Annotated in this window: 10 protein-coding genes; all 10 read right to left on the reverse strand. The window is 35.7% G+C overall.

Annotation, left to right across the window (positions count from 1 at the left end; all coding sequences use genetic code 11):
• Positions 1-9 precede the first annotated feature (9 nt).
• The gene (locus tag NSCAC_RS06520; protein WP_197744018.1) at positions 10-1,422 is read right to left on the reverse strand and encodes a putative O-glycosylation ligase, exosortase A system-associated; all 1,413 of its coding nucleotides are present in this window, start codon (positions 1,420-1,422) and stop codon (positions 10-12) included.
• A complete protein-coding gene (locus NSCAC_RS06525) occupies positions 1,422-2,606 on the reverse strand; it encodes a glycosyltransferase family 4 protein (protein ID WP_197744019.1) in 1,185 nt (394 codons plus the stop codon). Before NSCAC_RS06525 ends, NSCAC_RS06520 begins: the two co-directional genes overlap by 1 nt.
• 185 nt (positions 2,607-2,791) lie before the next feature.
• Positions 2,792-4,690: an asparagine synthetase B family protein gene (locus tag NSCAC_RS06530; RefSeq protein ID WP_197744020.1), complete on the reverse strand. Its 1,899-nt coding sequence runs from the start codon at positions 4,688-4,690 to the stop codon at positions 2,792-2,794.
• A 17-nt stretch (positions 4,691-4,707) separates the two neighbouring features.
• Positions 4,708-5,832, reverse strand: coding sequence for a GNAT family N-acetyltransferase (locus NSCAC_RS06535; RefSeq protein ID WP_197744021.1), 1,125 nt, complete (start codon positions 5,830-5,832; stop codon positions 4,708-4,710).
• Between the two features lie 20 nt (positions 5,833-5,852).
• A complete protein-coding gene (locus tag NSCAC_RS06540) occupies positions 5,853-6,824 on the reverse strand; it encodes a polysaccharide deacetylase family protein (RefSeq protein WP_197744022.1) in 972 nt (323 codons plus the stop codon).
• Positions 6,821-8,278 (reverse strand): lipopolysaccharide biosynthesis protein, encoded by a 1,458-nt coding sequence (locus tag NSCAC_RS06545; RefSeq protein ID WP_197744023.1) that lies wholly within the window; start codon positions 8,276-8,278, stop codon positions 6,821-6,823. Before NSCAC_RS06545 ends, NSCAC_RS06540 begins: the two co-directional genes overlap by 4 nt.
• A 41-nt stretch (positions 8,279-8,319) precedes the next feature.
• Positions 8,320-9,669, reverse strand: coding sequence for a phenylacetate--CoA ligase family protein (locus NSCAC_RS06550; protein WP_197744024.1), 1,350 nt, complete (start codon positions 9,667-9,669; stop codon positions 8,320-8,322).
• Positions 9,670-9,680: 11 nt separating this feature from the next.
• A complete protein-coding gene (locus NSCAC_RS06555) occupies positions 9,681-10,871 on the reverse strand; it encodes a glycosyltransferase (RefSeq protein WP_197744025.1) in 1,191 nt (396 codons plus the stop codon).
• A 5-nt stretch (positions 10,872-10,876) separates the two neighbouring features.
• Entirely contained in the window at positions 10,877-12,085 is a 1,209-nt protein-coding gene (locus tag NSCAC_RS06560; RefSeq protein ID WP_197744026.1) for a TIGR04063 family PEP-CTERM/XrtA system glycosyltransferase, read from the reverse strand.
• Between the two features lie 68 nt (positions 12,086-12,153).
• The gene (locus NSCAC_RS06565; protein ID WP_197744027.1) at positions 12,154-14,043 is read right to left on the reverse strand and encodes an XrtA/PEP-CTERM system amidotransferase; all 1,890 of its coding nucleotides are present in this window, start codon (positions 14,041-14,043) and stop codon (positions 12,154-12,156) included.
• Between the last annotated feature and the right edge of the window lie 10 nt (positions 14,044-14,053).

Below are 14,053 nucleotides of genomic sequence, written 5' to 3' on the forward strand. Positions count from 1 at the left end.
TAATATTTTTTATAATTTATTTCTATTCCTATCTAGTTTTCTTATTTTTACTACTCCAGGAACTAAAGGCTTTTTATGTGTACTAGCGATAGATATCTTCTTACTTATTTTCTTACCGTTTGTTGTAGTGATAGCCTGACTTTGCCACTCATCCGATTCTCTTTGTAATATAGCAGCAAAAGCAACTAATCCATATAAAAAATCGAAGTAAGCAAGACTTAAAAAAGTACCAGATATACAAAAACCGGCAATAGCAATTTGTGCACCTTTTGCATAATTTTTTATATATTGTCCCTCACTAGGGAGATTGGTTTTAGATAGCTTTCCTAAACGAAAATAAATACTTAATAGCAATAATATAAATAAAAAAAGAGCCAAAAACCCATGATCTCCCATTACTTGAAAGTAGATACTATGAGCAGGACGAGGTCTATTCCCTTTAACCCATTCCTGTATGAAAAACGCATGATCAAACCAACACTGAGGATTACGTGTGATAGAAGCAACATCATATGAAAATCCTCCTCCTAAGAAGGGACGTTCTTTAGCTACATTAAATGCAACTCCCCAAGCCTGAACACGTTGCATAAATGATTCGTCCCCTTTTGCTCCTTCTTCACTAGTCATGGTTTGTTGGCGTTCTAACCATTTTTGTGGCATGAACTTTTTTGCCCCTAAAAAAACTATAGGAGCTATTAAGGCAGCAATAATAATATATTTTCTATATTGCCAAAAAAGGAAGAAGCACACAACTAGTAATCCGAGTAATGCTCCTCGAGAATAAGTACCAATTGCAGCAATAGCAGATAAAATAGCAGTTACACGTAAAGATCTTTGAACCCACTTATTTTCTTCGGTGCGAGCAGCCATAGCAGCAAGAGGCACTATCATTATTAGTACTAGTCCTATTTCGTTATTTCCCCCGATAAACGAACCTGGTGGTCCCCATACTGTATTATTTCCAGCAGTAAGGATTGTAAAGATCCCTCCCTTTACTCCATAAAAGCCAAAAGATCCAATAATTACTAAAATAAAGACCCTAATTCTCTTTTGACCATAAATCATCATTGTCATCATAAAAGCAAACGCAAGCGTTTTAATAAACTCTATATAATATTCAAGAGAAACATCTGGGTACCATGCAAAGGCACTAGTAATTGCAAAATAAACTATAAAGATAGCAACTATAGCTAATTCCCTCGTCCATGGAATGGATTTGCGATCTTTTGCAGCAAATATACTTAAAATAGTTGCAATAGCAATAATGAGGGCTAGATGAAATCTTTCTATATTCCAACTCATTCTATGGGGATTCATATAACTAACCCAAGTATATGCTAATATACCAATCCAAGCTCGCATAAAGCTCATAGGAATAAGGGGAATAAACACTGCTAGAATGACTAAATCTCGAATACCCATTATTTTTGATGAAATGTATTCACAGTGAAATGAAATATAGAATCTAGCTCTTTAGATTTTTGCTCCCATGTATAGTGCATACAGATAGTTTTTCGCCCCTCTTCAGCTAATTTTTGGTGTAATACCTTATCTTTTATCACCTTTACAATCGCATTTGCTATTTCCTTAGCACCTGATCGAATAAGAATATTTTCTCCTTCCTGAACAAAAAGCCCCCCTATAGCAGAAGGTGAAGCAATAATAGGTTTGCCCATCGACCAAGCCTGTAGCAACTTATTTTTTATTCCAGCTCCTGTTCTCATCGGGCACACGAATACAGTAGCTTGAGTGAGATAAGGTCTTATATCTTCTACAAAACCAGTGACAGTTACATTACTTTTTGCTAAAGCTAGTACAGCTGGTGTTGGATCTCTCCCAACTAGTAAAACTCGTATATCAGGAATTTCTATTTCTATATGAGGTAAAATGTCTTGTACTAAAAAGCAGGCTGCATCAACATTAGGAGGAAATTCCATAGATCCTTCAAAAATAATAGTAGCGGGATCCGTTTTTTTAAAATCTGGAAAAAAATAATTTTCATCTACTCCATTATGGAGAGTAGATATAGGAACTTGAGGACAAGACCATCGTAAATAGCGTGCATCTAATTCACTAACTACAATACTTGAATCAGCTTTATTAAAATAAGAATACTCAAAGATTACTTCTTGAATAAGGCGCTTTCCTGTTCGTATTTTTTTTTCTAAGGTTGGTGCTGTGCGTAGAGATCGCCAATATGTTAGAAGACCACTATCTATAATATCTGCAAGAAAAGGTAACTTTTTTACTTTTGGTAAATTCGCTGCAGCCCCTACACCTGACATCCATAATAAGTCGTAATTTTGACAAGACATATTTTCTTGTAGCCAAGAGGTCATCTTTTGACTTTTATAACTTACTATTGAGAATTTTCCTTTTAAGTCGATCAAAGAGGATCTTTCTTTTTTTAAGGTCAATCTTGGATTGGGAAAAATTTTGATTTTATGGAATAATTTTCTTAATGGAAAGGGAATCTCATTGTCACCATAACAAACTAGATCAAATTGATGTTTTTTTGAGAGATGAGTTACATAATGGTAAATACGTAGATTTTGACCATTTTGTAATGGAAAAGGAAAACGATCGCAAAGTACGAGGATTTTCATGATGGTAAATATTTATTTATTAGTGAAACTCCAGTGCTGCTTTAAATTCTATATTCTCTCTTTATTAAAGAGAGATTTCTGTACAAGCTTAATTTTCTACTTATTAACAAGCTTAAAATGCTAAGGATAATTTTCTGAGCTATTTTCTATAGAAATGCTTTGTGTACTCTTCATAAATAGAGCCTCTAGGATTTACTTTCTTTGCTTAGAAGCATAAGCTGAGTTTTTATTTGCGCTCGCTTATTTTTTATTTCTATTTCATATTGCATCCACTGTTCAAAAACCACCAAAATCCATATTAAATTTCCATAATAGGCTGCATGATCATTAAGACGTGTACCAATAAGATCATCAATTAATGAAGGCTGAATAATCTTCTGATCTCGTAGATTTGCCAAACTAGCACTAACCAGTGACTGTAAAGGTTGATAATCTTTCAGCCAAATACCAAAAGGTAACCCAAAACCATGTTTCTTTTTTGCAATGACTTCATCAGGTAAAAATCCTCTAAGGGCTTCTTTATAGAAATAACGCAGATGAGTACGCTTAACTTTTAAATGGGCTGGTAAGCAAGCAGCAAAATCACCTAACTCTTCATCTAGCATAGGAAACCCTACATCAATATTAGCTGCATTACACATACCAATCACTTTAGGTAAGTCGTTATCAGCAATTGTGATTCTAAGATCAAGACCTAACATACGATTAGTAAGCTGTTTGGCATCAACTTCATTGTATAGGGATCTTAAATGTTGTAGAGGGAATTGCTGATCAATAGAATTAAGAAAATCTTTAGAAAAAATACTCTCTACCCCTACTCTATGAAGTAAATTATAGGATTCAAGCCTATCTGGCATAGATATTTTCGCTTGATTAATATAGCTCTGTAATTTTGTAATTCCTGGCATCTTCTCTAGAAAAGACGCCTCGATAATTGGTTCTATTGTAGTTTTTTTTAAAATTTCTGGAATTTTACCGTACAGAGAAAATAACCATTGCTTTGCATAACGACTATTTCCACCAAATAATTCATCTCCCCCATCGCCTCCTAGTAAACAATTTACTCCATCCTCTTTAGCAAGTTGAGCGCAAAAATAAGTGGGAACCACGGATGAATTTCCAAAAGGCTGCCCATAAATATGGGCTATTTTTGGAATTATCGTAACAATATCTTGTGCTGTTACATAATATTCATGGTGATCAGCTTTAAAATGACGAGCAGTAATCTGAGCATAGCTAGTTTCATCATAGCCATGAGCATCAAAACCAATAGAATAGGTTCGTGCTGGCTGTCCTGTAACTTCCCCTAAAAACCCTACTACTGTTGAACTATCTGTGCCTCCACTTAAAAATGCACCTACAGAATGCTTGTCTTCGTCTCTTACAGATCGGGCTACTGCTTTTTTAAGTATTTTTTGTAAAGATTTTCCTAGATCATCTTGCGATGGTAATTTTTCGTTCTCTTTAAATTGATAATACCAATAGGGTTGTACTTCTGCTTTTCCCTGATAGAAGTGTAAAACCTGCCCGAGTGGTAGCCGGTAAATCCCACGATACACTGTTGCAGGAGAAGGGATCATGTTGAAATATAAATAATTATATAGTGATTGATTCTCTACTTCTGGATTTACTATAGGGTGTATTGCTATTTCCGCAGGTGTAGGCCCAAAAATTAAAGATCCATTTATTGTTGTATAGCAAAGAGAATAAGTACCGTAGCGATCTATTGCAAGAAATGCTTCTTTTTTAAGATTATTAAATATTGCTAAGACAAAAGATCCTTTGAGTTTAGAAAGAGCATTTATTCCATAGTGCTTAAAATCATTTACTAAGATATTTAACTCGTTTTTCTGTAAACGTTTATCTTCCCAGTAAGGATTACCTGTAATAGCAATTACTAAACCATTTTGCTCTTCTATTAAAGTATGGTTCGAAAAATGTCCTGCGATTGCTATTGATTCTCGAATGAAGGTTGCGGAATCGCTTTCTGAGATATGATTTTGAGCCATACTAGACAACAAATATTGACTCTCGTTTTTTGATTTAAGATGGTATTGAAACCAACCCCATAATCCTCTCATCATTAATTTCCTTAATTTCCTTAATTATGAAGTAGTTGTTTATTAATTAAGTTACGTAAATACCTTAATTTAGGTATTATCTGTTCTTCAAGACAATAAAATATATGAGCAGTAACATTTCTATTATATATACATATTTTTTTTAGAGGTTCAGCAGTTTCTGTCCAGCGTAATTTATATGCATTATCTCCTGGACCAAAATAGTAGCGGATTAATGATTGTTGAAATAATTGTTCGATAATTTTCCAATTGAGATAAGTGCCTGGAGATAACCAAGCTTTAGAGGTATCATAATCTGACCTAAGTGCATAAATATTATCTTTGTGGATAAGTTGATACTCATAGGCAGTAGGGATGTTATCTAGGTATAAAATCCAAATGGATACCCAATGAGAACAGGCACCATGCTCCGTTAGTCTTTTAATAAAAGCTAATGGTCCTTCTTTGTTTAGTGCTCCTAGCTCTTTTTTCTTCCAACTTAATATAGATAAATTAATTACAGATTGAAGCATTTGTTTTACTTGTGATGACTCTCGTATCCATTCTAATTTTATTTCTCCAGCATGAGTAAGGCGGTTTGCAGCAAGGTTATTTCCTTTTTTCATTCGCCTACTACAATCTTTGTAAAAACTATTCCAGCTACCTTTTAAAGCAATGAAATGATTTCTTGTTTCTTCTTTTACTGATTGATAGTATCCCAACTCTTTAAATACTTCCTGTAAAAAACTTGCATTAGCTGGTGTAGGCAACTTTCCCAAACTAATTAAATCCCATGTACTTTTGTATTCTATAAACCAATTAGCTAGAGTACTTGCTACAATTTCTTCTTTTTTTGGAGCAATAATTACATCATTAAGCTGTGTATCAGGAATAGATAAAAATTCAATTACAGATAAGGATAGTGTTCGTATTTTTTGGATAGATTGAATGAGAGGGCATATGCCAATGAGTATTGAATCTTCCCATACTATTAATATCCATAATTTTGCACCCTCCACACAACACCATTGCCAAGCCGAATCAAACCACTCATGATAAAGAAATATAGAAGAACCTGAATTTTGATCTACTAACTTATTCCACTGGGGTTTCAAGCTAGAAAATCGATTTTCATCTTTTATGATTTCTACCTGAATTCCTCTCATTGCTTAAATTATTTAAATAATTACTTACATACTTCAGGCTGATAGTAAAATGAATTGTGAATTAACCTAAACATAAAACATAATGGTGTCCGATCCCATGGGGTAAATCTTGGAATTTGATAAGAATCTATAGCAGATCTTGCTGCTCCTCGGCTTATAGTGACTGCTCCCTTATAGCCAGCATTTTTTACCATTTTTATATGATTTTTATTGAAATCTATATTAGGTCTACCATTAGGGTAGGCAAAAATATGGATAGGATCACCTAGCACTCCCTCTAACTCCTCTTTATTAGTATAAATTTCTTCCCTTGCTTCCTTAAATGAAATCTGAGATAAGATAGGATGACTGCGAGTATGACCACCAATCTCCATTCCTGCTTTTTTAAGCGTGATGATGTCATTTTTTTTCATCATGAAATCTTCTAAAGGTAATTCATCTACTAAATCTAACAAATAGGCTACTACTTCTTGTCGCATAAGATAATCCATATATTTTACTTCAGGGATTATATCTTTTAGTGCTTGTTGACAGTGTTTGATTGTAGCTAAATTATGATTACCAAGCCCATATTTATTTAGATCTAAGATGCCACCCTGTTTATTCCTAATTACTTCAATGATTGTATCATTCCACATTTGACCACCCTCTAAGTACTTAGAAGTAATAAAGAAACTAGCACACAGATTATGTCTTTTTAATATAGGTAGTGCATTTGTGACATTATCTCGGTAACCATCATCAAAGGTAATACAAAGTGCGCACTTGGGAAGGCTATTTTTATGTAACCGCTCTATAGCTTCACTGAGCGATAACACAGAGAAATACTTCTTTACCATAGCCATTTGACACTCAAATTCAATAATATCTAGTGCACTTTGACGTAAGGGATCTGGTTTAGAAAGGATTTGGTGATAGATTAAGATAGATAATCTATTTCCTTTTAATAGGGAGCAGAATTTTTTAGGGTAAGCGGTAAATAAACTAGTCACTTTTTATCAAAAAAGATCTTTTCCCATAAAATAGGTGGTACTTGAGCTAATTCATGATATAGGGGATGTTGCGTTATCCGAAGAGCAAGTAACCACATACCCAAAATACTACACGCTATTATGATAAGATTGCTACCTGGTATATTTGTGAAATCTCTATATATAAACCACACTAGTACAATTGGTATTATACTCATCAGTGTGACATACATACTCTTATTAAGAGATTGAATATACTGCATAGTATCTATGACAATAAGGGTCTTTAGGAAATTAACCCATAGAGTAATTTCAATAATAGTAGCGATTACTACACCAATAGCTGCCATTTGTAGCCCATGGGAAGCTATAAGTATTAAGATAAAAAATTTAAGTATTCCACTGATAGTATTAATTTTTAAGGGTAGGCTTGGATTACCTAATGCAATACAAATATTTGGGTTAAAAGCAACTAATATCTGAAAAATACCTGAGATACAAAGAATTTTAGCTACTGGAACAGAAGATGACCATTGAGATCCATATAATAACTGGATGACAGGATCAGCAAAAAAAAATAAATTTATATAGAAAGGCCAAGCTAAACCAGTAACATAGGTCATTGTTTTTAAATATGGATATACAATATCACCACCTTGGCGATTGTATGCAGAAAAATAAGGTTGAACAACAAGCCGGACAGATTCAACAATCATAAGCTGAAAAAGAGATACAACGCCCAACGCACGACTAAATATCCCCACTGCAGCTACATCTAACAATCTTCCAAGAACTAGATCAGTAGATCCATCGCTTATTTCCTTAGTAATATTTATGCCCATTGCTTTGGATGAAAAAGAAGCAATAGATTTTGCCTCTTTCATAGAGGGACGTATTGGAAACCACTTTGGGCGAAAATAAGCAGCCAAGATAACTGTAGTAACCATACTGGCTACTTGAGCCCAAGCCATACTCATATAGCTAAACCCAAGCAAAGCGAGAATAATTACGAAGATAAATCGTACTGTAAGTGCACTTAAATTAATTGAGACAGTACGATTAAAATCCATTTCTCGATGCCAATAGGCCATTACGACATTACCAAAAGGTAGAAGAAAAGAACTAATTGATAAAACTATCATTACTCTACCTACCCCTGGTTCTTTATAAAATTCTGCAGCAGGCTGGGCTAAAATTAAAATAATTAACCCTAATGACCACATAACTAATAGTGCAATTCCTTGTGCTGTACGTAGTTTTTCTTTAGTTAGATTAGGTTCATAAGTCACATATTCACCAATTCCAAATTCTCGTACTGAATTGATTACGCCAACTAAGATAGTCGCAATAGAGAAAATTCCTATTTCCTCTGGCGTTAAGATTCGGGAAAGAATCATCGTAGAAATCAATGCGAGAATCGTTGACGCATAGCGTTGTATCGATGAGAGTAATAAATTTTTGCGAACGCTAGGCAATTGTTCTACCCTTTTATATTTTTATTGTTATATAGGAATAGCTACGTAGCTACATGACTAACAACATATCTAAATTTTCCAGAGTGTTCTGGTAATATATTTTCAACTTGCTCAATTACAATTTCAACATTTTCTCCAAGGCGATCTTTAAATCCTTTTTGAATAGCAGATTCAGTAGTATTACTATATTGAGCATTAGGTACAATTAATATTCTTGTTTTCTCTTTACTTTCTTGAATAATCTTAAAAGATTCAATTTCTGGCAAATCTCTTAAGATATAAATCAGTGCTAGTCCGTGCATCACAGTGCCGTCAAAAGCAACAATAAAATCGGTCGTTCTTCCTTGCACTTCCTTTAGTACAGGCAAAGATCTACCACAGGCACATGGTTGATTATCTAGAATACCTATATCTCCCGTACGATAACGAATAAAGGGGAAATCTCGAGTCGCTAGGTGAGTAACCGTAATCTCTCCAGATTCACCTGTGGGCACAATATTACCCTCAGAATCAATAATCTCTATAACAATGTCTTCAGCAGTAATATGTAATTTTCCTTCAGGGCATTCATGAGCAATAAACCCTGCATCTCGCCCACCATAGCCATTAGCTACTTTACAGCCAAAGACCATCTCAATTCGATGACGCTGATCATCATAAAGTCGCTCTGAGGTAACAAAAGCGACTTCTATTCCTAAATCATTAACCTGTATTCCTTTTTTTTGAGCGTGGGATGCAAGATAGGAAATTGCACTGGGGTAACCAAAAAGCATTTTAGGGTGTATCCGCTTTATCTCAGAAATAAAGTAATTTAAATTATCTTGAGACATTTCAAAGGCAGGGAGCAGGTGAGTTCGAAAAATACGATCACGCCATTTTTTCAAGCGATTTTGTGCATCTAACTCAATAGGCGAGCCCCATAGCACTATTTCAGGATCGCCAATATCCATACCCCACCATCGAGTAGCTCGCCATTTTGCTGCTACATCATGACTCACTCGCTCTTTTCCCATATAAAAAATGAGGGGCTCACCACTAGATCCACCAGTATTAAAACGAATTAGCTTAGTGGTATTATCAGCTTTAAGTGCATTGCTATTATTTCTAATAATACTTTTAGTAAGTAACGGTAATTTTGCTAAATCATTAGCCGAACGGATATCTTGGGATTTTATTCGAGATTCTTTAGCAATTTTCTGGTAATAAGGTATATGGGTAAAAGCATATTGAATTAAATTTTGTAGCCGCATTGATTGAAATTCAACTAAGCGATCCATAGACCACCATTGGGTTTCTTCTAATTTTTCAAAAACCTGAACAGTAGTATGGCCTTTCAAATGCTCATGGAGCGGAAATAATACTTTTGAAATAAAAGCGGTAGATAGTGTCATATTTTTATTTATTAAAATCTTATAAACTCGCTAATAAGCACATTTACCCGATGATCCCACTGATTAGCACAAGCGTAGGCGCGGATCGCTTGTCGATCCCAAAATTGGCTAAGTGCAGTATCTAGGGCAGATTCTAACGCCTTTAAATCGCCAAAAGGAACAATCATGCCATATTTTGAATCAGCAATCACTTCACAGTTACCGCCCACATCTGTAGTTACCACTGGTAATTCACAAGCCATAGCTTCTAAAAATACATTAGCCCAGCCTTCATTACGAGTTGAAAGTACAAATACATCAGCAGCAGATAGGGGCCATTTCAGCTCTTTTTCCGCCATGGAGCCAAGAAAATGAACCACATTACCTAAGCCAAGATCCTGAACTTGCTGCTGAAGCTGTATGCTCATATCTCCTTCAGGTCCTGATCCACCCACGATTAGATAATGTAAATTAGGAAATTTTTTTCTAAGAGTAGGTAATACTTCGATGACTCTATGAAATCCTTTTCGTTCTACCAATCCACCCACAGAAATTAAAAATAATCCATTAGGATCTAAAGATAATTTTTGGCAAGCCTTAATTTTTGGCATTGGAGAAAACTTTTCGATATCTACCCCATTACCTACTACTTTAATTTTTTCAGGATTAGCGCCAAGCTTTACTACATGCTGCTTTAATGAATTAGCTACTGAAAATACTCGTGCAGCATTTTTTAATCCCTGAAGCATAAAATAGCGACGAAGAAAAAATTGAGATAAAGGAACTTCAGTACCTCGTAACGTAATAGTCACAGGAACTTTAAACCACTTTCCAAGTAAGGTAGCTCCATAGCCGTCAGGATAAGCAAAATGGGAATCAATAATATTAAAGCTTGAACGTAATCGCCATAAAATAGGAACAGAGCAAATTGCCATTGACCATCCATCTAGCCATCTACCATAGCCAGGAATAGAAAAAAAACGAGGGTAATATACTTCAACTCCGTCTTGCACTTCCTGTTTAGGTATAGGAGGACGAAAATTAGGGCGAAATAGCCTTATGATGCCTTGAAATGGAAACCAAGGAGTAGGCGAAACAACTACAATAGGTAAATATTTACCTACTCGAAACATTCGCTCACGAATAAAAACCCCAGCAGTAGGTCGGGCTGAACTGGGAAAAAGGGTTGTGAAAATAAGAAGTTTTGGCTCGTCCTTATTCATTATTACTAAATTAAGGAGTTATAGATATTCTGATAGCCTGAAACACTTTTTGCCCAAGTTCTCTCTTTTTCTACAAATTCCCGTGCTGTTTTATTTATTTTCGGCCAGTCATCACGGTTTCTAATGATATAAATTAGGGATTCTACTAATGCCTTTGAGTTATCTGGCAGAAATAAAAACCCTGTTTCTTTATCTTTAATAAGTTCTCGGTGCCCTCCAATATTGGAGGCAGCAACTAGTCTCCCTTTTGCCATAGCTTCTAAAGGCTTAAGAGGGGTCACTAATTCTGTTAAACGCATAGATAGTCGTGGGTAGACTAGTACATCAATTACATTGTAGTAATACTCTACTTCAGTATGGGAAACACGGCCAGTAAATAAAATCTCTTGATTAAGATAAAGCTCTTTAGCCAGTATCTTTAATCTTTCCTCCTCTGGACCTCCGCCTACGAGAATAAGACGAGCATTAGGTTCAGTAGCAAGTAATTTAGGCATAGATTGAATGAGCAGGGAGAGTCCTTCATAAGCATAAAATGATCCAATAAACCCGAATATTGGACCATTGCCTAAATTTAAAGATTCTCGAGTGATTTCCGAGATAGTGGATTGGGATTTTTCTACTAAAAATCGATTCGTATCTACCCCATTAGGAATCACAGTAATTTTATCTGCTGAAATACCTCGAGCGATAATATCTTCTTTTAGCCCATTACAGATAGTAGTAACAGCATTTGCATTCTTAAATACATAAGTTTCTAAGTTACGACTTAACTTATACCTTAATCCTCCTTCTCGATGCGTCCCATGATCTACTGCTGCATCTTCCCAGAAAGCACGGCATTCATAAACCACAGGTAATCCTCTTTTTCTTCCTGCATCTAGGGCAGCTATCCCATTAAGCGATGGAGAATGCACATGGAGAATATCAGGTTTTTCCTGCCGAATAACATCTACGATGCGATTTTTAAGGTTCTGAATAACAGAGAGCTGTCTTAATATAGGTACCGATTCTAGAAAGCTATCTTTAGGTAAAGTGCGGTAAAATCGAAAACCCTCTATTTCTTCCATATCAGCAGAGCATTTGCCTTGTTTTGTACTGGTGACTTGAATAGGTTCCCAGCCTAATATTCTCTGTTGCTTTAAAATAGCTAAAGTACGAAAAGTATAACCACTATGGAGTGGTATTGAATGATCAAGAATGTGAAGAATTTTCATCCTAGATTCTAAATTTATTCTTACTTTTTAATATAGATAATGGTGGTTTTTAATATTAGTTTTCTAGTCTAGCTTAAATTCTTTCGTAAAAACGACTCAAACATAAGTACAGCCCAAATAGGAGCGCTATGATCTCGCTGTCCTGCAAGGTGCTGATCCGCAATATTTTGTAGCACTTTCATTTCAAAAATACCTGAATTTGCTAAGCTACCCTCAGTAACTGCAGATTGTACTCGATTCCGTAATGGCCCACGAAACCAAGTAGCTAAAGGTACTGCAAACCCCATTTTACGTCGATATAAAATTTCATCAGATAAATAAGGACGTAGAGCACGCTTGAAGATATATTTACTCTGTCCTTTTTGGTATTTGAGATCAGGAGAGAGACTACTTACCCATTCTACAAATGGGTGATCTAATAAAGGTACTCGTACTTCAAGACTATGCGCCATACTGGCCCGATCTACCTTGGTTAAAATATCTCCGGGTAGGTAGGTTTTCATATCTAAGTACTGTATCTGAGATAGAGGATGATCAGGCCCCTTATTTGCGTGGTCTCGTAATACTTCTATTCCATTATAGCCCTGTAGCTCTTTTTTCATTTTTTCGCTAAACAAACTATTTCGTAATTGATCAGGAATGATAGCTATATTATTGAAATAACCTTCGACACTATCCCGGGCAAGCGCTTGGAAAGTAGTTTTACCTCGAAATATCCGAGGTGCCCAATCAAGTTTAGGGTACACTTGCCCTAACCACCCAAATATAGGTTTTCGAAGGTTTAAGGGGAGTAAATTTCGTATTTTCTCTTCTCGTAAATGCCATCGATAGCGTCTATAGCCCCCAAATAACTCATCACCCCCATCACCAGAAAGGGCTACTGTGACCTGTTGTCGAGCAAGCTCACATACCCTATAGGTAGGAATGGCTGATGAATCTGCATAAGGCTCATCATAAATTTCAGCTAATCGATCAAGCAAGCTAAAATCATTCTGATCTACTTGCATGTCATAATGATTTGTCTGATAGCGCTGAGAAACTTGTTGAGCATAGTAAGCTTCATCAAACTTTGGATCAGAAAACCCAATAGAACAAGTATGTACCGACTGTTCAGAGAGACCTGCCATCATAGCAACCACTGCACTAGAGTCTACTCCTCCAGAGAGAAAAGCACCTAGTGGAACATCAGCAATCATTCTCATATCCACTGACTCTCGAAGCTTCTCGATTAGAGTTTCTCCGATGACATCCTCGGATCTAGTTGAATTTTTATTGAAAGTGATATTCCAATACTGCTTTGGTTTAGGCTCCTTAATGCCAGAATACAAAGTAAGCGTATGACCAGGAGGAAGTTTATAAATGTTTTGGAAAATAGTGCGAGGATCAGGAATATATCCATAAGCAAAATAATCTTCTATCGCAAAATAATCGAGCTGACGAGGTAAATTAGGATAAGCAAGTAAAGATTTCAATTCTGAGCCAAAAATAAATTGCCTATCGGGTAATACCGTATAATAAAGTGGTTTAATCCCTAGCCTATCCCGTGCTAGAAATAAGGTTTTCTTATTTTGATCCCAGATAGCAAACGCAAACATCCCTCGAAAGCGAGTGACACACTGCTCGCCCCACTCCTCCCAAGCATGGACAATAACTTCTGTATCGCATTGAGTTCGGAAAGTGTGTCCTCGATTTTTGAGCTCATCCATAAGCCCTTTAAAATTGTAAATCTCTCCATTGTAAACCACCCAAACTGTACTGTTTTCATTGTTTAATGGTTGATGTCCTGAAGATAAATCAATGATAGAAAGACGGCGATGAGCAAGACCTACACCAAGTTCGATATATACCCCATCGTCATCTGGCCCTCGATGACTTAGTACATTATTTATTTTAGAAAGTATTTGAGGATTAATAGGGCGATGGCCATCAAGATCAAAGATTCCTGCTATACCGCACATAATGAAATTT

The sequence above is a fragment of the Candidatus Nitrosacidococcus tergens genome (genome assembly GCF_902810445.1).
In the GTDB taxonomy this organism is placed as follows: Bacteria; Pseudomonadota; Gammaproteobacteria; order Nitrosococcales; family Nitrosococcaceae; genus Nitrosacidococcus; species Nitrosacidococcus tergens.

What these genes read in the sequence shown, in the direction of transcription:
- NSCAC_RS06520 (WP_197744018.1), bottom strand. Translation starts at nt 1,422, where the DNA reads ATGGGTATTCGAGATTTAGTCATTCTAGCAGTGTTTATTCCCCTTATT.
- NSCAC_RS06525 (WP_197744019.1), bottom strand. Translation starts at nt 2,606, where the DNA reads ATGAAAATCCTCGTACTTTGCGATCGTTTTCCTTTTCCATTACAAAAT.
- NSCAC_RS06530 (WP_197744020.1), bottom strand. Translation starts at nt 4,690, where the DNA reads ATGATGAGAGGATTATGGGGTTGGTTTCAATACCATCTTAAATCAAAA.
- NSCAC_RS06535 (WP_197744021.1), bottom strand. Translation starts at nt 5,832, where the DNA reads ATGAGAGGAATTCAGGTAGAAATCATAAAAGATGAAAATCGATTTTCT.
- NSCAC_RS06550 (WP_197744024.1), bottom strand. Translation starts at nt 9,669, where the DNA reads ATGACACTATCTACCGCTTTTATTTCAAAAGTATTATTTCCGCTCCAT.
- NSCAC_RS06555 (WP_197744025.1), bottom strand. Translation starts at nt 10,871, where the DNA reads ATGAATAAGGACGAGCCAAAACTTCTTATTTTCACAACCCTTTTTCCC.
- NSCAC_RS06560 (WP_197744026.1), bottom strand. Translation starts at nt 12,085, where the DNA reads ATGAAAATTCTTCACATTCTTGATCATTCAATACCACTCCATAGTGGT.
- NSCAC_RS06565 (WP_197744027.1), bottom strand. Translation starts at nt 14,043, where the DNA reads ATGTGCGGTATAGCAGGAATCTTTGATCTTGATGGCCATCGCCCTATT.